At 40.9% G+C, this 26,761-nt stretch carries 26 protein-coding genes; 14 read left to right on the top strand and 12 right to left on the bottom strand.

Translation table 11 applies throughout. The features are described 5' to 3' along the window. Positions 1 to 28 precede the first annotated feature (28 nt). Positions 29 to 1,282 carry an L-methionine/branched-chain amino acid transporter gene (yjeH, locus tag ACWU4D_RS09605; RefSeq protein WP_456051202.1) on the bottom strand — a complete coding sequence of 418 codons (1,254 nt, stop codon included), beginning with the start codon at positions 1,280 to 1,282 and terminating at the stop codon, positions 29 to 31. A gap of 166 nt (positions 1,283 to 1,448) precedes the next feature. Between yjeH and ACWU4D_RS09610 the strand changes: the two genes are divergently transcribed. The 3 genes from ACWU4D_RS09610 to ACWU4D_RS09620 all read left to right on the top strand — a co-directional run bounded on the left by ACWU4D_RS09610 (position 1,449) and on the right by ACWU4D_RS09620 (position 4,993). Beyond that, positions 1,449 to 2,063, top strand: a complete 615-nt coding sequence (locus ACWU4D_RS09610) for a LysE family translocator (protein WP_456051203.1) — start codon at positions 1,449 to 1,451, stop codon at positions 2,061 to 2,063. Between the two features lie 184 nt (positions 2,064 to 2,247). Further along, entirely contained in the window at positions 2,248 to 3,909 is a 1,662-nt protein-coding gene (gene hcp / locus ACWU4D_RS09615; protein WP_456051204.1) for a hydroxylamine reductase, read from the top strand. A 58-nt stretch (positions 3,910 to 3,967) separates the two neighbouring features. Next, positions 3,968 to 4,993 carry a 2Fe-2S iron-sulfur cluster-binding protein gene (locus ACWU4D_RS09620; RefSeq protein ID WP_456051205.1) on the top strand — a complete coding sequence of 342 codons (1,026 nt, stop codon included), beginning with the start codon at positions 3,968 to 3,970 and terminating at the stop codon, positions 4,991 to 4,993. A 48-nt stretch (positions 4,994 to 5,041) separates the two neighbouring features. Here ACWU4D_RS09620 and ACWU4D_RS09625 read toward each other — a convergent pair whose 3' ends face one another. After that, positions 5,042 to 5,494 carry a dCMP deaminase family protein gene (locus ACWU4D_RS09625; protein ID WP_456051206.1) on the bottom strand — a complete coding sequence of 151 codons (453 nt, stop codon included), beginning with the start codon at positions 5,492 to 5,494 and terminating at the stop codon, positions 5,042 to 5,044. A gap of 174 nt (positions 5,495 to 5,668) precedes the next feature. Between ACWU4D_RS09625 and ACWU4D_RS09630 the strand changes: the two genes are divergently transcribed. Further along, positions 5,669 to 6,475 carry an AraC family transcriptional regulator gene (locus tag ACWU4D_RS09630; RefSeq protein ID WP_456051207.1) on the top strand — a complete coding sequence of 269 codons (807 nt, stop codon included), beginning with the start codon at positions 5,669 to 5,671 and terminating at the stop codon, positions 6,473 to 6,475. Here the strand turns inward: ACWU4D_RS09630 and ACWU4D_RS09635 are convergent. Next, positions 6,458 to 7,381, bottom strand: coding sequence for a M14 family metallopeptidase (locus tag ACWU4D_RS09635; protein WP_456051208.1), 924 nt, complete (start codon positions 7,379 to 7,381; stop codon positions 6,458 to 6,460). The genes ACWU4D_RS09630 and ACWU4D_RS09635 overlap by 18 nt on opposite strands. Positions 7,382 to 7,563: 182 nt before the next feature. Between ACWU4D_RS09635 and ACWU4D_RS09640 the strand changes: the two genes are divergently transcribed. Together ACWU4D_RS09640 and ACWU4D_RS09645 are read left to right on the top strand one after the other, a co-directional pair. After that, complete coding sequence (locus ACWU4D_RS09640; RefSeq protein WP_456051209.1) at positions 7,564 to 8,469, top strand: DUF808 domain-containing protein; 906 nt, start codon at positions 7,564 to 7,566, stop codon at positions 8,467 to 8,469. A gap of 270 nt (positions 8,470 to 8,739) precedes the next feature. After that, positions 8,740 to 11,583 (top strand): EAL domain-containing protein, encoded by a 2,844-nt coding sequence (locus tag ACWU4D_RS09645; RefSeq protein ID WP_456051210.1) that lies wholly within the window; start codon positions 8,740 to 8,742, stop codon positions 11,581 to 11,583. Between the two features lie 100 nt (positions 11,584 to 11,683). Here ACWU4D_RS09645 and ACWU4D_RS09650 read toward each other — a convergent pair whose 3' ends face one another. The 3 genes from ACWU4D_RS09650 to pyrC all read right to left on the bottom strand — a co-directional run bounded on the left by ACWU4D_RS09650 (position 11,684) and on the right by pyrC (position 14,363). Continuing rightward, positions 11,684 to 12,310, bottom strand: coding sequence for a glutathione S-transferase family protein (locus ACWU4D_RS09650; protein ID WP_456051211.1), 627 nt, complete (start codon positions 12,308 to 12,310; stop codon positions 11,684 to 11,686). 84 nt (positions 12,311 to 12,394) lie between these two features. After that, positions 12,395 to 12,931: an acyltransferase gene (locus tag ACWU4D_RS09655; RefSeq protein WP_456051212.1), complete on the bottom strand. Its 537-nt coding sequence runs from the start codon at positions 12,929 to 12,931 to the stop codon at positions 12,395 to 12,397. A 394-nt stretch (positions 12,932 to 13,325) separates the two neighbouring features. Then, a complete protein-coding gene (pyrC, locus tag ACWU4D_RS09660) occupies positions 13,326 to 14,363 on the bottom strand; it encodes a dihydroorotase (RefSeq protein WP_456051213.1) in 1,038 nt (345 codons plus the stop codon). A 211-nt stretch (positions 14,364 to 14,574) separates the two neighbouring features. Between pyrC and ACWU4D_RS09665 the strand changes: the two genes are divergently transcribed. Beyond that, positions 14,575 to 15,720: a YcbX family protein gene (locus ACWU4D_RS09665; protein ID WP_456051214.1), complete on the top strand. Its 1,146-nt coding sequence runs from the start codon at positions 14,575 to 14,577 to the stop codon at positions 15,718 to 15,720. 79 nt (positions 15,721 to 15,799) lie between these two features. Here ACWU4D_RS09665 and ACWU4D_RS09670 read toward each other — a convergent pair whose 3' ends face one another. Continuing rightward, on the bottom strand, positions 15,800 to 16,411 hold the full coding sequence (locus ACWU4D_RS09670) for an AraC family ligand binding domain-containing protein (protein ID WP_456051215.1): 612 nt from the start codon (positions 16,409 to 16,411) through the stop codon (positions 15,800 to 15,802). Between the two features lie 177 nt (positions 16,412 to 16,588). On the opposite strand from ACWU4D_RS09670, the gene ACWU4D_RS09675 reads away from it, so the two are divergent. Further along, complete coding sequence (locus tag ACWU4D_RS09675; protein WP_456051216.1) at positions 16,589 to 17,707, top strand: 1-acyl-sn-glycerol-3-phosphate acyltransferase; 1,119 nt, start codon at positions 16,589 to 16,591, stop codon at positions 17,705 to 17,707. Between the two features lie 24 nt (positions 17,708 to 17,731). Here the strand turns inward: ACWU4D_RS09675 and ACWU4D_RS09680 are convergent, their stop codons facing one another. Together ACWU4D_RS09680 and ACWU4D_RS09685 are read right to left on the bottom strand one after the other, a co-directional pair. Continuing rightward, positions 17,732 to 18,340, bottom strand: a complete 609-nt coding sequence (locus ACWU4D_RS09680; RefSeq protein ID WP_456051217.1) for a hypothetical protein — start codon at positions 18,338 to 18,340, stop codon at positions 17,732 to 17,734. A gap of 118 nt (positions 18,341 to 18,458) precedes the next feature. Continuing rightward, positions 18,459 to 18,761 (bottom strand): YfcZ/YiiS family protein, encoded by a 303-nt coding sequence (locus tag ACWU4D_RS09685; protein ID WP_456051218.1) that lies wholly within the window; start codon positions 18,759 to 18,761, stop codon positions 18,459 to 18,461. Between the two features lie 341 nt (positions 18,762 to 19,102). Here ACWU4D_RS09685 and ACWU4D_RS09690 point away from each other — a divergent pair, with 341 nt between their 5' ends. After that, entirely contained in the window at positions 19,103 to 19,564 is a 462-nt protein-coding gene (locus tag ACWU4D_RS09690) for a TetR/AcrR family transcriptional regulator (RefSeq protein WP_456051219.1), read from the top strand. A 133-nt stretch (positions 19,565 to 19,697) separates the two neighbouring features. Here ACWU4D_RS09690 and ACWU4D_RS09695 read toward each other — a convergent pair whose 3' ends face one another. The 3 genes from ACWU4D_RS09695 to ACWU4D_RS09705 form a co-directional block, all read right to left on the bottom strand. Continuing rightward, positions 19,698 to 19,907, bottom strand: a complete 210-nt coding sequence (locus ACWU4D_RS09695; RefSeq protein WP_456051220.1) for a YgaP family membrane protein — start codon at positions 19,905 to 19,907, stop codon at positions 19,698 to 19,700. A gap of 103 nt (positions 19,908 to 20,010) precedes the next feature. After that, on the bottom strand, positions 20,011 to 20,670 hold the full coding sequence (locus tag ACWU4D_RS09700; protein WP_456051221.1) for a Crp/Fnr family transcriptional regulator: 660 nt from the start codon (positions 20,668 to 20,670) through the stop codon (positions 20,011 to 20,013). A gap of 88 nt (positions 20,671 to 20,758) precedes the next feature. Continuing rightward, positions 20,759 to 21,349 (bottom strand): TetR/AcrR family transcriptional regulator, encoded by a 591-nt coding sequence (locus tag ACWU4D_RS09705; protein ID WP_456051222.1) that lies wholly within the window; start codon positions 21,347 to 21,349, stop codon positions 20,759 to 20,761. A gap of 152 nt (positions 21,350 to 21,501) precedes the next feature. Here ACWU4D_RS09705 and ACWU4D_RS09710 point away from each other — a divergent pair, with 152 nt between their 5' ends. From ACWU4D_RS09710 to nifT, 5 genes are all read left to right on the top strand, one after another. Next, positions 21,502 to 22,053, top strand: a complete 552-nt coding sequence (locus ACWU4D_RS09710; protein WP_456051223.1) for a carboxymuconolactone decarboxylase family protein — start codon at positions 21,502 to 21,504, stop codon at positions 22,051 to 22,053. Positions 22,054 to 22,429: 376 nt separating this feature from the next. Beyond that, complete coding sequence (gene nifH, locus ACWU4D_RS09715) at positions 22,430 to 23,311, top strand: nitrogenase iron protein (RefSeq protein ID WP_456051224.1); 882 nt, start codon at positions 22,430 to 22,432, stop codon at positions 23,309 to 23,311. A gap of 49 nt (positions 23,312 to 23,360) precedes the next feature. Beyond that, positions 23,361 to 24,830 (top strand): nitrogenase molybdenum-iron protein alpha chain, encoded by a 1,470-nt coding sequence (nifD, locus tag ACWU4D_RS09720; RefSeq protein ID WP_456051225.1) that lies wholly within the window; start codon positions 23,361 to 23,363, stop codon positions 24,828 to 24,830. 77 nt (positions 24,831 to 24,907) lie between these two features. Beyond that, complete coding sequence (gene nifK / locus ACWU4D_RS09725) at positions 24,908 to 26,473, top strand: nitrogenase molybdenum-iron protein subunit beta (protein WP_456051226.1); 1,566 nt, start codon at positions 24,908 to 24,910, stop codon at positions 26,471 to 26,473. Positions 26,474 to 26,537: 64 nt separating this feature from the next. After that, the gene (nifT, locus tag ACWU4D_RS09730) at positions 26,538 to 26,759 is read left to right on the top strand and encodes a putative nitrogen fixation protein NifT (protein WP_456051227.1); all 222 of its coding nucleotides are present in this window, start codon (positions 26,538 to 26,540) and stop codon (positions 26,757 to 26,759) included. The last annotated feature ends 2 nt before the right edge of the window (positions 26,760 to 26,761 follow it).

The following is a 26,761-nucleotide window of genomic DNA, read 5'->3' on the forward strand; positions in this document are numbered from 1 at the left end:
TGGATACGAAACTGGCCTAAAACATCCCTTAGGCCAGTTTTTCATTGGTGTGTTTGGACCATGGTTGACTCAGACACAAGAATATTATGACTGCGTACAGCATTGCCCAGCCTAAACAAAAGATAACAACACTGCATAAGGCTAATGACACAGCGGCTAAGAGTTTCGGTTTTCCTTCAAGTAGTCGGTAAGCCGCTAGCATTGCAAGCCAATATACCAGAACAAAAATCCCATTCGCGAGTTTCAGGAAAAATGCTAAATCTAAGTCAGTGACTTCGCCTAATGTCATCGAGATGAATATAGTGATGATTACCGCGAGAGTTGCGTTTACTGGAACGCCTCGTCTTGACACTTTAGCAATGCGACTTTGGCTACGATACTGCCGTGCTTGCGCCCAAATCATTCGTGCAAAACTTTGGACATATAGATTAATACTCGCAAAACACGCGAAAAACCCAACAATACTGATTACTGCAGAAAATCGAGCGCCAAATAGGTGCTCACTTATCCAAGGGATTGAAGCGTTATCAAATTCATTACTGCCGTATGCTCCTAATTTATAGACAACAACAGAGCAGGCATAATAGGTTACTCCCGCGATTAGACATCCTACCAATATCGCGATTGGGAAATCTCGTTGTGGATTTTTAAATTCCTCTCCCATGTGAGCAAAGGCTTCAATACCGACAAAGCACCAAAACATAACCCCAAGTGCAGAAGCGATTGCGGGGAATTGGTTCTGGTCAAAGTCAGGCAATGAGATATCCACACTACCTATATCGGCTTTCCATACTAATGCAATAACTAAGGCAAAGACACTAAGCGCTATTAGTGATTGAAGACGACCACTGGATTTCGTTCCGAGTAGATTAACAATGGTGAGAAGTATTATTGTGATACTTTGAGCTATCCACGGTATGTTCAACGGTTCTGGTAAAAGCTGCGAAGAAAAACCACTGGCGAGTACTACGGCAGCAGGTATGCCAACAGGGATTACACTGACAAATAACCAAGCAACGGCATGCTCTAACCGTTCATTAAATGCGAGACGTACGAAGTGAGATGTTCCTCCTGCACTGGGAAACTGTTTACCTAATTGTGCAAAAGTTAATGCAATAGGGGAAACCGCAATAAAAAGAAATAGCCAAGCCCAGAGTGTGTATTGTCCTGCAATTCCGGTTGCTATAGCAGGAATCATAAAAAGCCCTGTTCCCATTAATGTCGTCGAAAGTTGGGAAATTCCCGACACGAGAGAAATTTCTTTTTTTAGTTCTTGGGCCACAGATTCACCTGAATTATTGATAATTTCTTGGTTGCATATTGTTCGGGCTCTATAATACACGAGACAAAAATAGGGCTGCAGTATTTATTTTAAATATTTAGTCTACTTGGCAAAATACACGACTCACTTCGATGCTTATGCCCCGGGATGTACTAAGGAATGATTCATGACAGTTTCAATATGGTTTTCTCTCTTTGTTGTTTGTTTATTGGGGGCTATGTCTCCAGGGCCTAGTTTGGCAATGGTGTTAAAGCATTCGCTGGCGGGAGGAAAGCTAAATGGTCTTGCAACAGCTTGGGCACACGCATTAGGCATTGGAATTTATGCATGTTTATCATTGTTAGGGCTCTCTATATTACTTCACAAGGTGCACTGGCTATTTTTATCAATCAGTTACGCTGGAGCGGCTTACTTAGCTTACTTAGGGTGGAAGGCGATTCGCTCTAGTGGTGGAGTGGCTGACCAATTAGAGAGCCAGGAAACGGTCCGATTAACGGTGTCTGCTCGAGAAGGGTTTATGATTTCAATTCTAAACCCAAAGATAGCGCTTTTTTTTACCGCATTATTTAGCCAATTTGTTGGAGTAGGGCACGAACTTTTTAGCCAAGTGATACTTGTCATTACCCCAGTTGCAGTGGATGGATTGTGGTATACGATGATTACACTTTTGGTGTCCAATCCTCATGTATTTCAAAAGATGAAGGCAAAATCGAAACTGATTGATCAGTTGTCTGGTTTGGTATTACTAGGGTTGGCGTGTCGTGTAATTGTTACTACGTAGTAGTCATTTAGACACTATTGTGTATTTTTTATAAGAGATTTAGGTTTAAATGACCTTGTTAATAGTATGTAAATAGAATATAACTCTTACTTTTCAGTGTGTTAGATGTTGGCATGAGACGTGCAATGTTTACTTTAAAGAAACGCGTTCTCACGCACAGCATAATAATAACTGGAGCTAAAAAATGTTTTGTATTCAATGTGAACAAACAATGGACACGCCTGTAGCAAAAGGCTGCTCATTCGCGCAAGGTATGTGTGGTAAAACAGCAGAAGTCTCTGATCTACAAGATATATTAGTATATTCCCTACAAGGTGTATCGTTTTGGGCTGAACTCGGTCGTCAGGTAGGTATCATTGATAGTGAGATCGATCAATGGTCTCCAAAAGCCTTCTTTTCAACATTAACTAACGTTAACTTTGATCCGCAACGTGTCACTGAATTCGCACAGCAATCAAATGCATTTCGACGTTCATTAGAACAAAAAGTGAGAGCTGCATTTGCGCTAGAGAATAAAGAACTTCCACCGTTGACAGCTGCGGCTCAATTTGACCTTCCTGAAGATGATTCTCAAATACTTTCACTGGCACCTCAAGCTGCGGTAAACCGCGGTAAAGATTTGGTTGATGAAGATATCATGGGCTTACGCCTGCTTTGTTTATATGGTTTGAAAGGTGCTGCTGCCTATATGGAGCATGCACTTGTATTGGGTCAGACTGATGAAGCAGTATATGGCGAGTACCATCAAATCATGGGTTGGTTGGGAAGTGATCCTACTGATGCAAAACCGTTGTTAGATTGTGCAATGCAAATTGGTTTGATGAATTTCCGTATTATGGAGCTGCTTGATCTAGGAGAAACTGAGAGCTTCGGACATCCAGAGCCGACGACGGTTAATGTTAAAGCTGTTAAGGGAAAATGTATTTTAGTCTCTGGACATGATTTACATGATTTAGAGAAAATCCTTCAGCAAACCGAAGGCAAAGGCATTAATGTTTATACCAATGGTGAAATGCTTCCTGCCCACTCCTATCCAAAACTTAAGCAATATAAGCATCTAGTGGGTAACTATGGTAGTGCGTGGCAGAATCAACAGAAGGAATTTGCTAACTTCCCTGGCCCTATTGTGATGACATCTAACTGCCTATTAAACCCTAACACAGGACAATATGGCGATCGTATGTTCACGCGCAGCATTGTGGGTTGGCCTGGCGTATCTCATATCGAAGGAGATGATTTTTCTGAGGTGATTGCTTCGGCGCTGAGCTTAGAAGGTTTTAAACACGATGAGTTAGAGCAAATGATCACAATTGGATTTGGGCGCAATGCTCTGATGCAAGCTGCTCCTGCCGTGATTGATCAAGTTAAGCAAGGCAACATTAAGCATTTCTTCCTTGTTGGTGGCTGTGATGGTGATAAAGCAGAACGCAGTTATTACACTGAGTTTGCGAATAAGACACCAGAAGATAGCTTAATCTTAACGTTGGCATGCGGTAAATATCGCTTTAATAAAAATAATTATGGCGACATCAATGGCATTCCTCGTCTCCTCGATGTCGGCCAATGTAATGATGCTTACTCTGCCATTCAATTGGCTTTAGCATTGGCAAAAGAATTTGACTGTGGTGTTAACGACTTGCCACTAACACTTGTGCTTTCATGGTTTGAGCAAAAAGCGATCGTTATCTTACTTACTCTATTAGCTCTTGGTGTAAAAGGAATCTATACCGGTCCGACAGCACCGGCATTCCTAACAGAAAATCTAATGGAAATATTAGAGAAAGAATTTGATATGCGCAGTATTTCTACTGTTGACGAAGATCTGAAAACAATCTTAGCCGCGTAAGTTATCACGCAATGCTTGGCCCTGATTATCAGGGCCAATTTTATTTGGGAGAAAAACGATGATGTGGTCACAAAGTGTACCGCTAGAATTCCACTGTAGTGATGTATGGCAGGAAACCCCCGATTCAGTCAGTTTCGAATTACAAACTACAGAAAGCCCAGAACCCATCGATTTTAAACCGGGGCAGTTTGCGAGTTTAGGCTTTGAAATTGATGGGCAGTACCATTATAGGGCTTACTCGATCAGTTCATTGCCTCACTCTGGTTCATTATGTTTTACGGTTAAGCGAGTTGAAAATGGATTAGTTTCTAACCATATTGTCGATACGTTATCGGCAACGGCCGAAGTTAAAGTGCTTGCACCTCAAGGACAATTTAATTCACGCGATTGTCATCATGAGAACAAGGTCGTATTGATCTCTGCTGGATGTGGAATCACTCCAGTGATGTCAATGGCTAAGCAATGGTTACTCGATGGTAACGTGGATATTGAGTTTATTCATATTGCTCGCAATCCTGAAAACACTATTTATTTTGAAGAATTGCAAATGCTGGCGGCAACGCATGATCAATTTAAGCTAAAACTTTTGCTTAAAGAAGAGAATGAACTTGGGTTTGCGGTGGGACGCCTCAGTCGAGAGTGGCTTGAGTCACTATGTCCAGATATTGCTTCTCGTTCAGTTTTCACTTGTGGCCCCGCAACATTTATGAATGATGTAGAGCAGTATTCATCTGAATTAGGCGTTGATATGTCGATGTTCTATCAAGAGAGCTTTAATCAACCAGAGCAAAGCGACGAATCAGGAGAAGCCAGTGGAGAGTCGTTTAGCTTAAATGTGCCCGGTTTTGGCATCGAAGCTGAAATTGAAGCAGGAGCAACATTGGCAGATAAACTCGAAGAGTCTGGCTTGCCTATTATTATCGCTTGTCGTAGTGGAATGTGTGGTTCGTGTAAGTGTAAGGTTGTGTCGGGTGACATTGAACGACGAAGCCGAGAAACACTCAGTGATGAAGATATAGAAAATGGCTATGTTCTTGCATGTTCTACCACTGTTCATTCTGACGTTGAAGTTGAAATTGGATAATAAAAATAACCCGCATACATAAAGCGGGTTATTTCATTTAACTATGCTTTATTGATGGGATAAGATTTCTTCAGTTGGTAACCAATGTACTTTGACATCTGCTTCAATAAACATCTCTTCGCTTACCTTAACTTTATCACCCCAGCGCGACAGAAAGTCGGGCGTTTGTTCTGGGCAATAGACGCTTGATATTCCGGTCTGAATAATTTTGGCTGCGCAGTTTGGGCAAGGGAAATGAGTAACGAAAATATCGCAACCGTCGAGATCGCGCTTAGCAAACAAAATGGCATTTTCTTCAGCATGTAATGTTTTGAGGTACTTCATTTCACGTTCATCTATATCTGCACGGTCTGAAATACCGTGAGGATAGCCATTAAAGCCAACAGAAACGATTCGGTTGTTTTTTGTGATCACCGCTCCAACCTGAGTGGAGGGATCTTTACTCCATGAAGCTACTAGTTCCGCCATTTGATTAAAGCGAAAAGCCCATTTAGAAATCATCGTTTTATTCCTGTTTCACTGTGACACGTTAGGTTTATCTTAACTGCTTTATCTTAATATATAGAGAAATCAGTATATAGGCAAAGTGGCATATTTCGATCAAACGTGACTATGTTATGATAAATGTTATCTAATTGAATCTTAAATCTTTCCTTGAAGCGAAATAGCCCTTGTATGAAAAAAGTCTCCCCTACTCGTAATCTTCATCCAAAGTTGGCGATAGAAGAAGCTCCTGCGGATGTATTTATGAATTTTGACGCTTTTTTATCAAATACCGAAACCAGAGTTCATAGTCACCCATGGGGGCAGGTTCAGTTAATTTCTGGTGGTATCCTTGAAATGGAAGCTGAAGACACCCGTTTTTTAGCACCGCCACATTTGGCAATTTGGGTTCCGTCTGGGGTCCAGCATCGTAGCTATAACCGCAAGCCAATCGAGTATTGTTCGCTAAATATTTCTGATTCAATGACATCGTCCTTTCCCCAGCGGACTAGCCTAATCCAAGTTACTCCAATCGTTGCCTCTATTGTTGAGAATTTTCGTCAACGAAACATCGACGTTCCTAACCGCGAGCAAGATTTGCGTATGGTGCAGGTTATTTTAGACCAATTTGGATCTCAGGAGATCGAGCATCACTTTGTGCCATCTTCAACACATAAATATCTTGCTCCGATTCTTGCGGCGGTGGAAGAGGACCCTGCGGACGATACTAGCCTTAAACAATGGGCCGATGCCGTTCATACAACAGAGCGAACATTAGCACGATATTGCCAAGCGGAATTGGGAATGAGTTTTACTGAGTGGCGATTAAGAGTCCGCTATCTCTATTCGATGGAGTTGTTGCGTAGTGGACGATCAGTTAAAGAAGTTGCGCTGGCGCTAGGCTATCAACAAACCAGCCCATTTATCACCATGTTTAAGCGTTATGCCAAACTTACACCGGAGCAATACAAGAATCGCTATTTATCCCTTATTCTTTAAGAAAGTTAGCCCCGCTTGAATCGCAGTGACTTGCGCCAATACACAGGTTTCATCATCGATATTTTTACTATCCGGATAGACTTCAGTGGTTACTGAGTACAAACATGGCGTAACTCCACCGCATAGTCCAAGAGGTTTCATCGCATACTGAATGATTCCGGGTTGCTGTACTCTTGTACCGATAAGTCGGCCATTTTCGTCTGGCTGTGCGATATGAGTTACGTTGGCTACGGCGTTAATAATGGCTGAATGAAAGTCCAGAACTGGCAGTTCGCTATTGGTGACGACATAGAATCCGTCGGGTATGTCTAAGGAAGAAAACTCACGCCCATCACGAGCTGCTGCCGCTGGCCTAAAAATGGTCGCATCCGTATCTGTGGTTTCGTGCAGGTCGAAATGCGCAACAACATCATTCAAATAAGGCTCGATGTAATGAATAAAATTAGAGGCTTCTTCGCTAGGAGAGTTGAAATAGAAAGAACGATTTGGATCAATGCACTGAGGGTTCCAGCGGTTGACGGTTTCGTAAGCCCATGGGCTGATACATGGAAAGATTAGGAAATTAAACTTGTCACTGAATTGTTGAGCGTGTTGTTGCGCGAATTCAAGTGCTCCTATAACGCCACTCGTTTCGTACCCATGAACCCCGCCAGTGATCAATACGATTGGTTTGGTGTCATCCCATTGTGATGATTTAAGGCAATACAATTGGTATCTATCGGGATCGTAGGTTAATGCTCCATAGCGGGTTACTGAGAAGGTTTCTGCTGTACTCTGAATGAGATCAACGATGTCGTCTTTGTAGCTCCGTTGTATGTTTTTTGCTTGTTCAAGCCACTGACCTTTATCGATGTCATTCCATGTGTGGCCAGCGGAGCCTATAGGATAGCGATACTCAATGCTCATAATTTCATCCTTGTGTAAATTAAGTGCTTGATTGCATATTTGAGTATAAACAAGTTAGTTGAAGTTGCAAATTTTAGATTGTGTTTTATATATGAGACTTGTTGAAATTTATTTGGTGCTAATTATTGGGTTAGAATGTTAAATTACATCGTAATAACAATAATTCAACAAGAGATAAAATTATGGCGGGAGCGAGTTTATTAACTCTATTAGATGATATCGCAACAGTATTGGATGATGTTGCTGTGATGTCAAAAGTGGCTGCAAAGAAAACAGCGGGTGTATTGGGTGATGATCTAGCTCTGAATGCTCAGCAGGTTTCGGGTGTTTCGGCTGAACGTGAAATTCCGGTGGTTTGGGCGGTTGCTAAAGGCTCAATGAAGAACAAATGCATACTCGTCCCAGTCGCTTTATTGTTCAGTGCTTTTATCCCTTGGATTATTATCCCAATGTTGTTAATGGGTGGACTATATCTTTGCTTTGAAGGTGCAGAGAAAGTAGTAGAAAAGTTCTTTCACAAGAAGTCAGCAGAAGATAAAGATGCAGATCCTTTGAAAGGTATGTCAGTTGAAGAGTATGAACGTAAGAAGATAAATGGTGCGATTAGAACCGATTTTATTTTATCTGCGGAAATTATCGTTATCGTTCTGGGAACGGTTCAAGGTGCGGCTCTTATAAGCCAGATACTGGTAGTCTCTTTAATTGCAATTGCAATGACAATTGGGGTTTATGGCTTAGTCGCTGGAATCGTTAAGCTCGATGACTTAGGATTTTATTTAGAACGAAAATCTGGTGGTGAAGGAGTGCTAAATTCTATTGGGCAAGGGATTATTTCGTTTGCTCCCAAGTTAATGAAGACATTAGGGTTTGTTGGCACAATTGCAATGTTTCTCGTCGGTGGTGGGATTGTTGTTCACAATATTGAATGGGTGCATCACATCTTGGTTGCGCTGATTAAGCCAGAATCTATGGGCTCATTTACAATTGTCGCTGAATCACTTCTTACAGGGGTGATTGGTTTTGCTGTAGGGCTTGTGGTGATGGCGCTAATGTCAGTCGTTCATAAAGTCCGGGGCACTGCACATTAACCATGCGATGCTAAGCTGCAATTAGTTTAATCGATAGTGTACGGCTATGTGAGTACCTAAATAGCGCGCCACTAGTTCATGTTAAATAAAAAACGCCAAGCTAATAAAAATAGCTTGGCGTTTTTTATTATTGGAATTTAATTTTCACAGTTGGGTAACTAGTGGATTATATGAATGCTGCTATTCTTTATATTGGTCACACTAGTTTGAACATTATTTCTATATAACTAGTTGTTGCTAAATTTATTCTTCACATTGGTACCCATCTTTATGACATCACGATCTGAGCAGTATTCCGATATTATTGTTTCGAGTTCCAGTAAGTTGCCGAGTTCAATACTTATCGTTGATCGTAGTGGCATTGTATTATACGCCAGCGAGCTAATTGCAACACGATTAGGATATACATCTCAACATCTCCAAAATCAGTCTATTCAATATATTGCGCCGACTTTTTTGATTGATGATTATTTTTCTGAAGCAAAAAGAAAAACACCTTTTCAAACCTTGGAGTTATGTTTTCAAACTTATAGTAAAGACACACTGCCGGTTTACTTGACCATCACTTATGAAAAAAATTCACAAGATGAGTGTATTGTCATTCATGTTACAGATATGTCGAAATTCTCATTAGGTAAAGAAGAATTAAATTGTTGTATTGAATCTCATACTTCCGATCAAAATGAACTTTTACGTTTTCTAATCAACGAAGTACCAAGCCCTCTTGTAGTAAAAGATTATAATGGAAAGTTTGTTCTGACTAATAAAGCCGTGGCTGAATTGTACGGCGCTCCGTCTCCTGAATCCATGATAGGAAAAGATGATGGCGATTATATTCCTGATAAAAAGTTGGCTGAATTGTTTAGGAAAAATGTTCGTCAGATAATGGATGACGGAAAAACGAGAACCGTATTCGAAGATTCTATCGATGTGCATACCGGAAACCTTCGAAATTTTCAGTCGATTAAAAAGCCCTTTGTTCACAACAATAATGAAAAACACATTTTGCTGGTTGCGACCGATGTTACCGAGCTTAGAAATATTCAAACAGATCTCGAAGAACAGAAAAATCTGTTTAGGCAAGTGATCGACGAACTCCCAAGTCCTTTCATCGTAAAAGATTACGATGGTAAGTTTGTTTTAACTAATAAAGCATTAGCGAATTTATATAACGTTGATTCACCAGATTCGATGATAGGTAAAGACGATCGAGATTATTTGCCCCATCTGAAACACGCAGACAACTTTAGACACAATGTGCGTTCCATTATGGACAAGGGCGAAACTCAGATTGTCTATGAAGATTCTTTCGATGTAAAAACGGGGAATCGGCATCATTATATGTCGACCAAAAAGCCGTTTGTAAATCAGAAAGGCGAACAACAGATATTGATTATTGCCAATGACATTACTGAAATGCGCAAAGCTGAACAGATTTTAATGCAATATGAGAAAATCATGTCGGTATCTCAAGACTTTCTATCATATGAAGATAAAAATTATACCTATCAAGCCGTCAACGAAACATATCTAAATGCCTTTAGGTTAAGCCATCACGCGATAATTGGTAAAACGTCTCGAGAACTATTTGGTGATAGTTTTTTCCACAATGTGATAAAACCGAAATTCGATCAAGCGTTGTGTGGCAAGGAAGTGAGCTATGAAACTTGGGTTTCGTTCCCTTCTTTAGGGCGACGCTTTATTAATGTGAGCTATCATCCTTACTACCCGAAAGATAGCGATGAAGTTGAAGGTGTGGTTGTTAAAATCGACGACATTACTGAGCGCTATAGAACCAAAGAACAACTTCGGTATATCGCTGACCATGATATTTTAACTGGTTTACCTAATCGACGAGTTTTTTCTAAATACTTAGCAAAATCGCTGTTGGATGCAGAGAGCAATGATAAATTACTTGCGGTATTTTTCTTAGATTTAGACCGATTCAAGGTGATCAATGACTCTTTAGGGCATGTTATTGGGGATAACGTACTGAAAGATATCGCCAAGCGGTTGCAAAGACACATTCGTAAATCGGATGTTCTTGCTCGTTCGGGTGGCGACGAGTTCTTGTTGCTGTTAAATGACTTTGATGATCCGGAAAATGTAGAGTCGCTTTGTAAATTAATATTAGAAGAGCTCAATCAGCCAGTATTACTTGATGAACATCAGCTGTTTGTGTCTGCAAGCATTGGTGTCAGTATTTACCCTTACGATGCTACCAATGAGAAAGAGCTGATTCAAAGCGCAGATGCGGCAATGTACCAAGCCAAAAGGTTGGGGAGAAATACCTACCAACTATCTAATGAGAACTTACGCTTACAGGTTACAGAGCGATTTAATTTGGAGAAAAACCTGCGCTCTGCGTTAGAGAATAATGAGTTCTGCCTCTTCTATCAGCCCCAGATCGATATGAATAGCCACACAGTTGTCGGTTCTGAAGCTCTAATTCGTTGGATGCACCCTAAGCTTGGTATGATCCCACCTGATAAGTTTATTCCAGTTGCAGAAGAGAGTGGTGTGATTCTTAGCATGGGTCATTGGGTTTTATATGAAGCATGTCGTCAAATGCAAGAGTGGCAATCTCTCTATGGTTTCATGGGTACGATTTCGGTAAATGTGTCTGGCAATCAGCTTCTTCAAGCTAGCTTTACCGATATCGTAAAGGAGTGTTTAGTCACGACAGGGTTGTCACCAAGTTCACTTTCATTAGAAGTAACGGAGAGTTATCTAATGAACGATATGAATAACGTAGCTAAACAACTGCAAGTGTTGCGGAATTTAGGCATTAGTGTTTCGATTGATGACTTTGGTACCAGTTACTCTTCACTACGTTATTTACAAAAACTTCCAATTTCAACGTTGAAAATAGATCGTTCTTTTGTGAATGATGTACCCGAGGACAAAGGAGATTGTGCCATCGTTAAGACCATCATTGATCTCGCGAACAATATGGAGGTTGGGGTTATCGCAGAAGGTGTTGAAAATGAAAAGCAAGAGGCGTTTTTAATTTCTCAAGGATGTTCACTGGCCCAAGGCTATATGTATAGCAAGCCTGTCGACGCAAATACGTTTTGTGATAATTTCTTAAAGGCAGATGATAGATTTATCTAGTGTTAATAGTTATCAAAATTCGAAGTGACGACTTAATTCGCGGTATCGTCAACTTCGAAATATTAACAAGTTGAATTAATGTTTGGAGAGGAAAGTTTGATTACTCACCAAACTCAACGTTAAATCGACGTTTGAAACTTGGTTTTTGCTCGACTCTTTGTCGATGTGCAATCAAAGCAGGGAAATCATCCAACGCAAAACCGCCTTTTTCTGCTCGGGTGTAGCACCAATGTAGATAGGTATCCACAATTGCCCATTCATCACCGTACCAAAATTTCGACGTAGCCAAACGATCGTCTGCCATTTTGAGATAGTTAGTTAGTGCAAGTCGGCCTTTAGCAACGACATCCGTTGTGTCTTCGTTCAAGGTATAATATCCCGGCATGCATACATGTCTAACGGAAGGGTGTACCGAACTAGAAAGCCACATTAGATCAGAATAATAAAGCGAACGCTGGTAAGCATCATCTGTATCAGGAATCACACGAGCGTCGGTGGTAAGAGAATTGAGATAAATTAAGATTGCAGGGTTTTCAGTTAAAAGCTGACCATCTTTTACCAAAGCGGGAACTTTACCAAACGGGTTAATTTTTAGGTATTCTTCCGTTTTATGTGCCCCCGTTGATAGTTCAATCTTACGGTATTCACATTCTAAACCTAATTCTTCGATGGCATTGATAGTCACTCCAGAACAAGCGCCCGGAGAGTAGTATAGGACGAGAGACATTTGTATTTTTCCTTATTCATAAGACCTAGCACTACTTAATAGATGCAGTGCTATTTGGCGAAGTTCAGTATTTACACCTCGGTACTAGTTTCCAGCACCATTAGTATCATCTTTTTTACGGTTTGTTAAAATTTGAGCTGGCACACCGCCGACAACCGCGTATTCAGGTACATCCTTTGTCACAATGGCTCCAGCTGCGACTATGGCTCCTTTCGCTATTGTCACACCAGGAAGAACAACAACATTCCGACCAAGCCAAACATCGTCGCCAATTGTGACAATTTTTTCTTCGCGATATCCTTGTAGTGACATCGGTATATCAATACGTTCAAATTCATGCATACGGCTTAGAATCGTAACATTAGGTGCAATTAAAACGTCATCGCCAATTGTTACTTTTTCTAGATAAAGGTTTTCATTGATACGGCAGCCGCTTCCAAAGCTCACTTTATCTCCCTTCGCAATGTAAACATTGTTGCCAATCATGGCTGGGTTTCCACCCTTTTTCATTATTTTTAAGATATTCTGAAAATACCAAACTCGCCAATTTGAAAAGATAGGCGTAAAACGTGCAGAAGGTAATTTACTTAAAAAGATGTAATAAAAAGCTAGTTTGATCATTTTTAGGCTCACGGATAAACAGGTGAATGTTAATTTGTAACTACAACAACTGAACCTATCAATTGCATAGTACAGACATTTTGTATCGTGGAGAAAGCTAAATAAGGCTTTAATTATATAGCTTAACTAATACAAACATATGGACAAATGTGAATGCTAATATCTTTAATAGTTAAAAATTATAGAGTAACAATGTTAGGGTGGCTACGTTTTTGATAATAAATATCACTTTCTTTTGATAACAAAAAAGGGGTGACGATACTCTGAGATGGTGCGGTGTAAATCACATGAATGAGTTGGAGTTGAAACAGTTATTATGTCTATATGAGTATCCAAAAATAAACTGATCGACTAAGAAGGATCAGTTTATTTTTGGACTAAATAAATCAGTATATTAGAGACACTCTTTTACCGACCACTCAACAGTTTCACCTGCTTTTATTGGTACGACATCATTTGAACCAAATGGCATCACTGCATCAACTGTCCATGCTGACTTTTCTAATATTACTTTGTCACTGTTACGTGGTAATCCGTAGAAATCTGGACCATTGAATGAGGCAAAGGCTTCTAGGTTTTCTAATTTACCTGCTTGTTCAAACACTTCTGCATAGAGCTCTAACGCGGCGTGCGCAGTATATGAGCCAGCACACCCACAGGCATTCTCTTTTAGGCCTTTTGCGTGTGGTGCTGAATCTGTCCCTAGAAAGAACTTCTTGCTACCAGATGTCGCAGCTGCGACTAACGCTTGTTGGTGGGTACTGCGTTTTAGAATAGGTAAGCAATAAAAATGAGGTTTGATTCCACCTACCAGCATATGATTTCGATTGAACATTAAGTGGTGAGCAGTAATCGTCGCTGCAACGTTCTCATTTGCATTTATTACAAAGTCTGCAGCTTCTTTCGTCGTAATATGTTCAATAACGATTTTTAAATTTGGGAAATCATTCACTATCGGAGCCAAGACTGTTTCTAAAAATTGCTTTTCACGATCAAAAATATCGACATCATGTGTTGTGACTTCACCATGAATTAGAAGAAGCATTCCTGCTTTTTCCATCGCTTCAAGTACTGGATAAATATTCTTCGGGTCAGTAACACCTGAGTCGGAGTTCGTTGTCGCTCCAGCAGGGTAGAGTTTTGCCGCTACGATTAACCCCGTTTCTTTTGCTTTCGTGATCTCTTCAACACTGGTGCTATCAGTAAGATAAAGTGACATTAAAGGCGAGAAAGTTGAATTGGTGTTGTGTGCTAAAATACGCTCTCGGTATGCTAATGCTTGTTCGGTATTTGTTGTCGGTGGAACGGTATTGGGCATAATGAGTGCGCGTCCATTGTATCGGCTAATATCACGAACGGTATCAGGTAATACGTCACCATCTCGCAAGTGTACATGCCAATCGTCAGGACGAGTCATTGTTATTTTAGTCATTTTAAGCTCCACCAATTAATGTAAATAATACCTAGAAAAAGCCCCAATTAGTCACTCCAACCCTAATTGAATCGCCAGCATAATAGAAGATATACAGAAAAATTTCATCCGATAATTCGAGATGAGAACATCAGATTAAACAAATAGTCATACGAAATAATTTCGATTATTATCGAGAGCTAAAACCTGTTAGCTGAGCTAGGAAGTGAAAATGTCCCAACTGGAATTATCTCAAGTTACTGTTTATCCCGTGAAATCCATAGCAGGTGTCTCATTTTCATCTGTATGGGTCGAAAAACAAGGCCTTACGTTTGATCGCAGATTTATGTTAGCGCTCTATAATGGGAGAATGGTGACCGCGAGGCGTTTTCCACAAATGGTTAAAATACGTTCGGCATTTTTGGCCAATGGTATTCGCTTTAGTTATCCCAATAAAAGTGATCTGGTGATCCAATACCATCAATTTGATTTATCAGAAGTAGAAACGTCGGTCTGGAGTGATACTTTTTCTGCATACAGTACGACCAAACAGGCGAGTGAATGGTTTAGCGATATTGTTGGCGAGCCCGTTCAGCTACTTTATAGTGGCGAACAGTCAAATCGAGTACGCGAGAAGTTTGGGCATAATGTTAGTTTTGCTGATGGGTATCCTTTACTTTTGATTGGCGAAGCATCGTTAGAAGAGCTAAATTCTCGTAGCTCGGTAGATCATAAGATGGCTCAATTTCGGCCAAACTTAGTCGTTGCTGGAAGTGAGCCGTTTGCTGAAGATAAATGGAAAAAAATTAGAATAGGTGAGGTTGAGTTTCTTATATCAAAGCCCTGTGAACGTTGTGTGTTGACCACTGTTGACGTAGAAAAAGGTGACTTTAGACCCTCACAAGAGCCGTTGAAAACCTTGGCAACCTTTAGAGCGGACGAGCGAGGAGGTATCTTCTTTGGTCAGAATCTCGTGCCATTAAATGAAGGTTTTATTCATCAAAATGATGTTGTAGAAGTTTTGGAATATCAAGATGGTGATCATTATGAAGACAATACTCATGCTGCAAACCTTTTGGATGCAGATAATGCTTTAGCCACAGATAACGACACTTCTCATAGTACGCTAAATTTGAAATTTAACGGTGTTTCTATCTTAGGAAACAATCAGTTTACATTATTAGAGCAGAGTGAGCGAAACGGTGTTCCAATTGCGAGCAGTTGTCGAGCTGGGTTATGTGGAGCATGTCGAGTTAAAGTAACGAAAGGAGAGGTTGAGCAACAAGATGCGCCTGCATTGGCTCATATCGATACCGAAGCCGGAATGGTACTGGCGTGTTGTTGCGTTCCACTTACTGATGTAGAGATTGAATTCTAGATTTTATCATTTTTACGATTTAACGGTAGCAGAGCACAATTAAAAAAAGCGAATGCATTCGACTGAAGCATATCTGGATTTAGGCCAACAATATGGCTTTTAGTTGCTGATATTGCAGAGTATTACCATCGAACCATTGAGCGGCAATTTGTGACTCTGCTCTACCTGATAGTTCCAATTTACGCGCTTCTCGTATTAATAGAGCAAGTTGCAATTCCGCGTCCAATATTGAATCGTTGTGCTTAACAGAGTTAGGTTTCCATTGAGAAATAGCATTACTCATTGGAGAATCAATTAACAGTGGTTTGAATTGAGTGGCCTCATATTTCAATAATTCTGAAATAGGTGCATAAAGTGGATGGCTACGTTCTATAGATGAAAGACGTAAAAGGCTTTGTAAAGCAAGCTCTGAGAGCTCAACACGTCCAGATTGATTCGGAAAATTTAAAACCGTACGTTGTGATAAATCAACTTGAGTTGACTGAGAGTTAGGCACAAAAGATAGACTGACAAGGCAATCTGCTGGAATCCACCATGCTTGGCCTTCCTCAATAGCATATTCTCGCTTACCTAAGCGCAGTAATACCAAACCCGAATGAACATAAAGTAAACTGTGTTTGAGTGACCGTTTTCTTGGTGTCACTATCAAATGTTTACAATCATGGTATTCAAGGTTTACAGCGTAGTTCATTTTTTTTCTCATTCATCTAATTCTCGGCAAGGGTACCGCTTTAGAGGCTAAAAGGCCAACTTAAGCGTGAGATTAACCTTACTAGAGGTCAGACCATTTACTTTTTTTTCATCGATACCTATCACTTATGTCAACTACGCGTAGAATAGACGAGTTTTTTAACCGACCGTAGTGATTATGAACTCAGACAACGATCCATACTTTGATATTCGCCCTTACAACGACGATGAAATCCCAGCAGCTCTTGATCGTTTAATTAATGATGATGAATTTATTAACGCCATCATTAAGCATCGTTTTTCCAGTAAAAATCACTTAGTACGTGTACTTATGTCTCCTTTCGTTAAGGTTTACCTTAAATATAAATGGGTAAAATTGACGAGTGTGGACGCTATTCAGAAAGAAGTTAAGAGCTATCTAGAACGTTCTCTTGAATCTACGACTGATGGAGTTGCGTATACCGGTTTGGATAAGCTCGATAAGTCGACATCATACTTATTTATTTCGAATCATCGTGATATCGCAATGGATCCAGCACTCGTTAATTATGGGTTATATATTACTGGCCACCAAACAGTACGCATTGCTATCGGCGATAACTTATTACGCAAACCTTGTGTGACTGAGTTAATGAGAATTAATAAGAGCTTTATTGTTAAACGTTCCGCTAAGGCTCCGAGAGAAATGATGAAGGCGCTGGGTACTTTGTCTAGTTACATTAAACATTCTTTGGATTCCAAAAACTCGATCTGGATTGCTCAGAAAGAGGGGCGTGCGAAAGATGGCAATGACTTTACCGATCCAGCGATTTTAAAAATGCTTTTTGTTGAAGGACGTAAACAGAAAGTTCAATTCTCTGACTATATCAAAGAGCTTAAAATTGTACCGGTATCAATTTCATATGAAAACGATCCTTGTGATTTAGCGAAAGCCAATGAGTTATACCAAAAAGCAGCCCATGGCAGTTACAAGAAGAGTGAATTTGAAGATATTGATAGTATCATTCAAGGTCTTGTGGGCAATAAAGGGCGTGTAGAAGTCGCGTTTGGTGACGTTATCGATGGTGATTTCGAGACACCAGAAGCTTTAGCCCAAGAGATCGACCGTCAAATACATGTTAACTACAAACTTTTCCCTATTAATAATCTCGCTGCGAAAAATGAAGATGAAGAGGTTACTGACGCGACACGAGAGTGTCTCGATGAGAAGTTATCCAAACTTCCCGCAGAAGCTCATCCATATCTCCTCGCTTCATACGCCAATCCAGTCGCGAATAAGCTTCACGATATTAGTTAATGTTAGCCTCGCAATTGCGGGGCTTTATTTTGCGACAGCGCCTCCTAACGTTAGGTTGGTAGGCCACTTGGTAATAACGTTACCTCCTAAGTAAATATTGCCTTCTACCGTCATTGTGTCTGGAAATTGCGTAATGGCGGAGCCCCCAATGTAGAGATTTCCCGCGATCTTTATTCTATTCGGTAATTCTGAAAGTGGTGTGCGTATGACACTTAGATCGCCTTTTACCGAGAGGTTTGGTGGCAAACTGTTTAATGGGGTATCGGTGAAATTCAGGTAGCCTCCAATAATAATACCTGCAGGCCAACGTTTGATTTTGGCACCAATAAAATTGCCAAAACCAACGACTTTCGTACCAGGTTGAACCTTCTCCAATAAACAGTTGGTCGCAATAAGGTTGCCGTTGACTTCTAACCCTTGTGGTAACTGCGTCATTTTTGTTCTAGATATATCGAGATCATTCTTAACGACCAATCCATCCGGTAGTGCGGTGAATGCTCGTTGGCGTAAGTCTAAATTGCCGTAGTTATCGAGATAGTTGAGCATATGAAGTTGAGTTAAAGGCTCGCTACTCACTGAAAAAGAGAATGAGTGCAAAACAAGAAATAGGACAAGGAAGAGAGGTCGGTGCATAAACGGGCTTTAGTCATTGGTTTTTTAGAGTATGGGTCAGATCTTACCGACTCGCAAAATTGAGGACTAAAAAGACAAAAAGCGACACGAGGCCGCTTTATTGGATCTTATACTAAGATTAACGCGTAAGTGAACGCGATTTAAGTTCAAAAATGAGCTTTTCAGCACTGACTTCGAATTTAAAACGAGCTTCTAATTGAGTTGACTCGTCTGTGAGCTCACTGCTTTCATACTCTACTGCGGAACATACCGTTTTTGCCAATTCGATGTATTTAGATAACTCCGACTCAAGCAACTCTTTCGAAGACGCCGTAATGGAAACTTCCGCTACCTCATCGCCTTCTTTAATGATAAAGCCAATTTCACCAGATGTTCCGCACGCTTCACAAACATCGCTTTCTACATTGGTATTGTTACTCATAATCTAAATCCCCTTGATAATAATGTTGGTATTGTAGATCTTAACCAACCTCTAGCGCCAGACTAAAAAACAAAATGTTGATCGATATAAGTTTGCTAATCAATGGCGTGGCGCGCTACCTATGTGATTGTCTTCACGAATCCAACATGCATTATGCCATTGAGCTAGCATAATTTAAGCAGAATGATTGCCGTAGCCTCAATGAATCGAGATTATTCATTACACAAGGTAGACCGTGATATTTGCAACACCATCGTTTTATAACTCATGAATGAATTGAATCCCTTCAATTCGGTATGTGGGTGCTGTAGTTCCTATGCGCGTTTGGGAGAGCCTAAAGTATGCCAAAAAGAAGTAAAGAAGACACAGAGCAAACGATTCGAATTATAAAAGAAGCCGTTGTCGAACAGATGCTTGAATTAGGCTATGACAAAATGTCATATACGACATTAAGTGAATACACAGGGATCTCTCGTACCGGAATTAGCCATCATTTTCCGAGAAAAACCGACTTTACCGATGCTATAGATGGAACTCTATTTAAAATATTTGTTGAGCATTTAGTATTCGATGGCGGTATCGAAACGTTTAAACAAAGTTGGACCGAAGCGTTATCCAGCTATCGGTTTGTTGCTATTCTCCGATTATTTATCCACCACATTGTGATTGCGGATGGGTCGTTAAACTTTTCTAAAAAGGGTTTAGATAGCTTGTATGAAATAAGCGTAGAGAAATTAGGCAGTGAAGCGGAACATACTCTTGATTGCTTACTTGGAAAGTCGCTGGTTAAGATGTCCCGTTAGTTGATATTTTAATCATTGAGTAGAGTTAGGGCAAACACCCTAAAAAGTCGCCAATATTGGGCGACTTTTTTGTGTTTTATGTTCGGTGACTTATGTTAAACAACGTTACCTTCGCGCTTATCTAGACGAGTTTTTACTCAGAACGTTTTAGTGGGCAAGAGCTAAACCCGAGCAGTGGATAAATAGGGCATCTGCTGAGTAAGCCCGTTGCTAGTGGAATAATCCCAATTAAGCCCCACAGCCATAAACCGTTTTCATTTGCGAGTACAAACGTCAATGCTAGGAGTACGATTCCCGCGATAATGCGTAAAGTTTTGTCGATGCCGCCTACGTTTTTATTCATAGTAATAGTCCAATCTTTGTTATTGAGATGGATATATTAGAGAAAGGTGATTTTAACGTATGTGACTTTTGTTACATAGGGTTGGCTTTTTATTGACGTGTACCTATACCGTGATCGCTTCTAACGCTTTTTCATCCAAAATCGTAATTCTTTCTCGGCCGAGTTCCACTATTCCTTGCTCAGCAAAGTTTTTTAAAAGTCGGCTAATGATTTCTCGAACACTCCCCAGTTCATCGGCAAGACTTTGGTGAGTTGTTTGGATGTGTCTTCCTTTACGCAGTAACAAGACGGCTAAGCGTTGATCGAGTTTGCGAAACGAAACCTCTTCAATCAAGCGCATCAGATCGACGAGTCGTTCGCCAAAAAGTGAAAAAATGTAGAGGCTAAATTCAGGGTGTTTTTCCATTAATTTAGAAAATAATGCCCGAGGTATCATCACCGCATTTAATTGACCATCCGCGACGCCACGGGCTGGATAAGCGCTATGACCAAGAAGACAACTGCTAGTGATGATACAACTGTCTCCTGGATTCACATCATAGAGATGGAGTTCACGGCCGGTGTCACTTTGACAAACCACGCGAACACAACCAGAAAGTATAAGAGGAAAGGCAGTACATGGGCTATTGAGATCAAAGAGTACGGTTCCCGATGGAACATCGATATAACGACTTTCTTGCTTAAACCTTCGTAGCAAATCATCATCTAAACGAATTAGCGAAGGAAACAGGGTAAACAGTTCTTCTTTAATTTTAGAATCCATACGCAAGCCTTTGACATTGTCACTTAGTCAACAGAGTAGACTAATATTATCCGATAATAAAAAGATAAGTACAAAGCATTGTGTCGTTCTAGTCTTTGAAAGGAAAGTACTCGAATACGTCTTCAATCATCTGTTCTAATGGGGCTGCACCATCATGAATTCTTGCGTATGAGCGTAATCCAGTAATCTGAATTTGGATATGCCTTGCGAGTACCTTCGAGTCTCTATTTTTATCAAGTTCACCAATTTCTTGAGCTTGTATTATGACTTTTTCAAATTCTTGTTCCATCACTTTAAGCGAATCTTTTGCCGCTTGAAGCAATTCTGGTTGTTCATCGGTGAGCTCGGAAACGGTCTTTGCCAACATACACATTCCACTTGGTGGGCAAGTATCAGCATTGATGACCAGTTTATGCATAAATAACTTGAGTCCAGCTAACGGAGATGTACTCGCGTCAAGACACTGAGCTAAACGGTTCACGCCCTGCTCAGTATAAAACTTCAAGCTTTCTTTGAATAATCCTTCTTTACTGCCAAACGTGGCATAAATACTTCCTGGACGCATATCAATCACATCCTGAAGATTACGCATCGAGGTGCCATGAAAGCCCTTTTCCCAATAGAGATCGGTCGCTTTCTCAATGACTTGGGTACGGTCGAACTTCGCACTTTTCCCCATAGAACTTTCTCGCTTATCAATATTTTTTGAACACGTGTTCAATTTTATCTTGAACGATCGTTCAAATCCAGTTATATTCGCTATACACACTAAGACGAAGTCAAAAAATCACTTCGATATTGACAATACAAATGATGAAAGGAACTAAAAAGATGGGTAATTTCAAAATTCATACAATGGACACGGTTCCTGCGGAGAGCAAAGAATTCGCAGAAAACTCATTTAAAGCAAATGGCCGTTTACCTGGGCTTCATGGCGTAATGGCTGAAGCACCGGGTCTACTAGAAGGTTATCAAATACTGCATAAGTTGTTCGTTGAATCGTCATTTGATGTTGATGAGAAGACGGTAATTTGGCAGACCATTAACGTTGAGCATGAGTGTCATTATTGTGTACCTGCGCACACGGGTATTGCACATATGATGGGCGTTGATCCTTCTCTAACGGAAGCTCTGCGCAATAGTGCTCCAATGCCAACAGAAAGACTACAAGTATTGCATGACACAACGTTAGCAATGACACGTGAGCGTGGTTACCTTAGCCAAGAACAGGTTGATCGCTTTTTTGCAGCCGGTTACACCCAGCGTCAGATGCTTGAGCTCGTACTAGGTCAAGCTCAAAAATTGATGAGTAACTACACTAACCACCTTGCAGAAACGCCAGTTGATGCTGTGTTTGAAAAGTTTGCTTGGAAAAAAGCATAAGTTAATCAGTAAAATTTAACACTGAATACTTAATCTATTAATAACGACATTTGGAGTCGCAGAGTATGCCGACTCCTTTTTTTTGTCTGTCGGTTGGATGCATTCCATTCCTCTTTATTCCATTTCTTTCTCACTGTTCTCTCTAATTCGACGGCTTTTTTACAGCGGCTTTGTTTGGTTTGTCGTGCGGTTACAAATTGGCAGACAAAAATTGTAGTTAACCTTACAAACCTCTGTTTCTAGTACTATCTCTTAATTTTACTTTTATTTAAAGTGTTGATTTTTATTGTTTTTTTGGTTTGCTTGCCACTTGGCTTGGATTTCGCAACAGGATAAGAGAATTGTTTTTTCAAATTATCCTATGGAGGGAACCATTATGGCAATTCGTCAATGTGCTATCTACGGTAAAGGCGGAATCGGTAAATCAACGACCACACAAAACTTGGTTGCTGCACTGGCAGAAGCGGGTCAAAAAGTCATGATCATCGGTTGTGACCCTAAAGCGGACTCAACACGTCTTATTCTACATACCAAAATGCAAAACACCATTATGGAAATGGCGGCTGAAGCGGGTACGGTTGAAGACATCGAATTAGAAGATGTATTGCTTACTGGATACGGTGATGTGAAATGTGTTGAATCAGGTGGCCCAGAGCCAGGTGTAGGTTGTGCTGGTCGCGGTGTTATCACAGCGATTAACTTCTTAGAAGAAGAAGGCGCATATGAAGATGACCTAGACTTCGTATTCTACGACGTATTGGGTGATGTTGTATGTGGTGGTTTCGCGATGCCAATTCGTGAAAACAAAGCACAAGAAATCTACATCGTATGTTCTGGCGAAATGATGGCAATGTACGCAGCAAATAACATCTCAAAAGGTATTTGTAAGTACGCGGCAACCGGTAGTGTTCGTCTTGCAGGTCTTATCTGTAACTCTCGTAACACAGACCGTGAAGATGAACTCATCATCGCATTAGCCGAAAAAATCGGTACTCAAATGATTCACTTCGTCCCTCGTGACAATATCGTACAACGCGCTGAAATTCGTCGTATGACGGTTATCGAATATGACCCAACGTGTAATCAAGCGGATGAGTATCGCACACTCGCTAAAAAAATCATCGACAACAAAATGTTCGTTATCCCAGAGCCTTGTACGATGGATGAGTTAGAAGACCTACTCATGGAATTCGGCATCATGGATGTAGAAGACGAAACCATCGTTGGTAAAACGGCAGCTGAAGAAGCACAAGCGTAAGCAAGCGTTTAATTCTTCAAACTATGTTTAAGACAATGAGGGTCAACTTATGTCTATGAATAAAGAACAAGCTCAAGCTTTGATCGACGAGGTGTTGGAAGTCTATCCAGAAACCGCGCGTGAAGATCGAAAAAAACACCTCGCCGTTAATGATACGGCCGCGGAAGGCACATGTATTACATCAAATCGCAAAACGGTTCCGGGAGTTATGACTGTTCGTGGTTGTGCTTACGCGGGTTCTAAAGGGGTAGTGTGGGGGCCAGTGAAAGATATGATTCATATTTCACACGGTCCAGTTGGATGTGGTCAATATTCTCGTGCAGGGCGTCGTAACTACTACTCAGGTACTACAGGTGTTGATTCATTTGCAACCTTCAATATTACGACTGATTTCCAAGAGCGTGACATCGTTTTTGGCGGCGATAAAAAGCTTTCAGCTGCGATTGATGAGTTAGAAGCCTTATTCCCATTATCAAAAGGCATCTCAGTTCAATCTGAGTGTCCTGTTGGTTTGATTGGAGACGATATCGAAGCGGTCGCAAAAGTAAAAGGTGCGGAAATAGATAAAACCATCGTGCCTGTACGATGTGAAGGTTTCCGTGGTGTATCTCAATCATTGGGGCACCATATTGCGAACGACACTATTCGTGACTATGTGCTCGATGCGTCAGCGGAAGAAGATAAAATTGAGTCAACGCCATACGATGTTGCCATTATTGGTGACTACAACATCGGTGGTGATGCCTGGTCCTCTCGTATCATTTTAGAAGATATGGGACTGCGTGTAGTGGCTCAATGGTCTGGCGACGGTACGTTACCTGAAATGAAAAACACCCCCAAAGTGGCGCTGAACTTGGTTCACTGTTACCGCTCGATGAACTATATCGTTCGTTACATGGAAGAAAAAAATGGGATTCCATGGATTGAGTATAACCTCTTTGGGCCAACCAAAATCGAAGAGTCAATGCGTAAGATTGCGGCCTTCTTTGATGAAAAAATCCAAGCTCAGACTGAAGAAGTGATTGCCCGTTATCGTGAGCAGTGGCAAGCCGTTATCGATAAGTATCGTCCACGTCTCGAAGGCAAGTCGGTGATGCTGTATGTCGGTGGTTTACGTCCTCGTCACATTATTGGTGCTTATGAAGATCTCGGCATGGAAATCACAGGTGCCGGTTATGAATTTGCTCACAACGATGATTACGTAAAGACCAAACCTGACGTGAAAGATTCAACCTTGTTATTTGATGATGCGAGTGCGTATGAGCTTGAAGAATTTGTGAAAGCTCTAAAACCTGACCTAGTGGGTTCTGGTGTTAAAGAAAAATACGTATTCCAGAAAATGGGCTTCCCATTCCGTCAAATGCATAGCTGGGATTACTCAGGCCCATACCACGGTGTCGATGGTTTCGCTATCTTTGCTCGTGACATGGACTTGACGATTAACAACCCATGCTGGAGCAAAGTGAAAGCGCCATGGTTGGTAGAAGAATCTGAAGAAGAGCTGGCGAAAACGGCTTAGTGTAAGTTGGAAAGGACTTCCAATTAATGTAACCCGAGCCGGAGTTCACAGATTAGTGACACGGTAGGAGAATACTTATGACTCAGAAAGTTGAAGATATCAAAACTGGTTATACGCTGTTTCAGCAACCAGAATACCAAGAGATGATGGCGAACAAGCGCGCATCTTTTGAAGACAGCGTTGATGCTGAAAAGGTTCGTGAAACTTTTGAATGGACAACAACGAACGAATACAAAGAGATTAACTTTGCACGTAAACACATCACGATAGACCCTGCGAAAGCATGTCAACCATTGGGAGCAGTATTATGTGCTCTCGGCTTTGAGAAAACTTTGCCGTATGTCCACGGATCTCAAGGTTGTGTGGCTTACTTCCGTTCTTATTTTAACCGTCATTTTAAAGAGCCAATTGCGTGTGTCTCTGATTCAATGACAGAAGATTCCGCGGTATTTGGCGGACAAAAGAACATGTTCGAAGGTCTTGAGAACGCTTATGCACTCTACAAGCCAGAGATAATGGCGGTTTCGACCACTTGTATGGCGGAAGTTATCGGCGATGATTTGAATGCGTTTATTAATAATGCCAAACAACAGGGACATATCCCTGACAGTTTGCCAACACCTTTCGCTCACACACCTTCATTTGTCGGGAGTCATGTCACTGGTTGGGATGGAATGTTTGAAGGAATGGCGAAGTACTTTACCGACATGGAAGGCAAAGAGATTGGCAGTAATGGCAAAATAAACCTTGTTCCTGGTTTTGAAACCTATCTGGGTAACTATCGCGTTATTCGTCGCATGATGGACGAAATGGATGTCGATTATTCGTTGCTATGTGATCCTTCAGAAGTGCTGGATACTCCTGCTGACGGTGAATACCGCATGTATGCTGGTGGCACCACGATTGAAGAAATGAAAGACGCGCCGAACGCGAAAACAACCTTCTTTATTCAGCCAAATCAACTTGTAAAGACCAAGAAGTACATTGAAGGTGTTTGGAAACAAGAAGTGCCTAGCACAACGATCCCAATGGGATTGGAGTGGACGGATGATTTCTTAATGAAAGTATCAGAAGTCACAGGTAAGCCTATCTCGGCGTCATTAACCAAAGAACGTGGCCGTTTAGTCGATATGATGACCGACTCTCATACTTGGCTTCACGGAGTGACTATTTCTCTTTACGGTGATCCAGATTACCTACTAGGGATGTGTAAATTCCTGACTGAACTTGGTTGTGAAATCAAACACGTATTGTGTACTAATGGCTCGAAACGTTGGAAAAAACAAATCGAAGCTCAATTGGCCGAAACGCCATATGGTGAAAATGCAGAAGTATTCTTCAAGCAAGACTTATGGCACTTACGCTCACTATTGTTTACCGATAAGCCAGATCTTCTGATTGGTAACTCTTACGGTAAATTCCTTGAGCGCGATACTAAAGCCAAAGGTGCTGAGTTTGAAGTGCCGCTAGTGCGTATTGGTTTCCCGATCTTCGACCGTCACCACCTACATCGTCAATCGACGCTAGGTTATGAAGGTGCGATGTACATTTTAACCACATTGGTTAATGAAGTATTAGCGAAACTGGATCGTGAAAGTAGTGTCCTTGGTGAAACCGACTTTGGTTTTGACTTAGTACGCTAATCCAATTAGCCGACGGTTACTGTCTTCCGTCGGCTTTTGACAGCCTCAAGCAAAAGGAAATGTTATGGCGAATATAATGATTCAGCACAACGAAGCGGGAGATTTTGTTCTTTATTTACCTAAAAAAGATCTTGAAGAGAAGATCACTTTTTTTGAATTCGACAGTGACGATAAATGGGGTGGCGAAGTGCGTATCGCGAATGGCGCAATTTACTATATTGAGCCAATGACAACCAAACCAAAGCTACCAATTACCGTCAGAGCTAAACGATTACAAGCCGCTTAACA

This window comes from Vibrio phycocola (assembly GCF_053850235.1).

Coding starts and splice junctions, on each gene's coding strand:
- ACWU4D_RS09610 (WP_456051203.1), top strand. CDS start 1,449: ATGACAGTTTCAATATGGTTTTCTCTCTTTGTTGTTTGTTTATTGGGG.
- ACWU4D_RS09705 (WP_456051222.1), bottom strand. CDS start 21,349: ATGGGGAAAAGTGCGAAGTTCGACCGTACCCAAGTCATTGAGAAAGCG.
- pyrC (WP_456051213.1), bottom strand. CDS start 14,363: ATGACTAAAATAACAATGACTCGTCCTGACGATTGGCATGTACACTTG.
- ACWU4D_RS09670 (WP_456051215.1), bottom strand. CDS start 16,411: ATGAACTACGCTGTAAACCTTGAATACCATGATTGTAAACATTTGATA.
- ACWU4D_RS09685 (WP_456051218.1), bottom strand. CDS start 18,761: ATGAGTAACAATACCAATGTAGAAAGCGATGTTTGTGAAGCGTGCGGA.
- ACWU4D_RS09675 (WP_456051216.1), top strand. CDS start 16,589: ATGAACTCAGACAACGATCCATACTTTGATATTCGCCCTTACAACGAC.
- nifH (WP_456051224.1), top strand. CDS start 22,430: ATGGCAATTCGTCAATGTGCTATCTACGGTAAAGGCGGAATCGGTAAA.
- ACWU4D_RS09640 (WP_456051209.1), top strand. CDS start 7,564: ATGGCGGGAGCGAGTTTATTAACTCTATTAGATGATATCGCAACAGTA.
- ACWU4D_RS09680 (WP_456051217.1), bottom strand. CDS start 18,340: ATGCACCGACCTCTCTTCCTTGTCCTATTTCTTGTTTTGCACTCATTC.
- ACWU4D_RS09635 (WP_456051208.1), bottom strand. CDS start 7,381: ATGAGCATTGAGTATCGCTATCCTATAGGCTCCGCTGGCCACACATGG.
- ACWU4D_RS09695 (WP_456051220.1), bottom strand. CDS start 19,907: ATGAATAAAAACGTAGGCGGCATCGACAAAACTTTACGCATTATCGCG.
- nifK (WP_456051226.1), top strand. CDS start 24,908: ATGACTCAGAAAGTTGAAGATATCAAAACTGGTTATACGCTGTTTCAG.
- nifT (WP_456051227.1), top strand. CDS start 26,538: ATGGCGAATATAATGATTCAGCACAACGAAGCGGGAGATTTTGTTCTT.
- ACWU4D_RS09665 (WP_456051214.1), top strand. CDS start 14,575: ATGTCCCAACTGGAATTATCTCAAGTTACTGTTTATCCCGTGAAATCC.
- ACWU4D_RS09625 (WP_456051206.1), bottom strand. CDS start 5,494: ATGATTTCTAAATGGGCTTTTCGCTTTAATCAAATGGCGGAACTAGTA.
- ACWU4D_RS09620 (WP_456051205.1), top strand. CDS start 3,968: ATGATGTGGTCACAAAGTGTACCGCTAGAATTCCACTGTAGTGATGTA.
- ACWU4D_RS09650 (WP_456051211.1), bottom strand. CDS start 12,310: ATGTCTCTCGTCCTATACTACTCTCCGGGCGCTTGTTCTGGAGTGACT.
- nifD (WP_456051225.1), top strand. CDS start 23,361: ATGTCTATGAATAAAGAACAAGCTCAAGCTTTGATCGACGAGGTGTTG.
- ACWU4D_RS09690 (WP_456051219.1), top strand. CDS start 19,103: ATGCCAAAAAGAAGTAAAGAAGACACAGAGCAAACGATTCGAATTATA.
- ACWU4D_RS09710 (WP_456051223.1), top strand. CDS start 21,502: ATGGGTAATTTCAAAATTCATACAATGGACACGGTTCCTGCGGAGAGC.
- hcp (WP_456051204.1), top strand. CDS start 2,248: ATGTTTTGTATTCAATGTGAACAAACAATGGACACGCCTGTAGCAAAA.
- ACWU4D_RS09645 (WP_456051210.1), top strand. CDS start 8,740: ATGACATCACGATCTGAGCAGTATTCCGATATTATTGTTTCGAGTTCC.
- ACWU4D_RS09630 (WP_456051207.1), top strand. CDS start 5,669: ATGAAAAAAGTCTCCCCTACTCGTAATCTTCATCCAAAGTTGGCGATA.
- ACWU4D_RS09655 (WP_456051212.1), bottom strand. CDS start 12,931: ATGATCAAACTAGCTTTTTATTACATCTTTTTAAGTAAATTACCTTCT.
- ACWU4D_RS09700 (WP_456051221.1), bottom strand. CDS start 20,670: ATGGATTCTAAAATTAAAGAAGAACTGTTTACCCTGTTTCCTTCGCTA.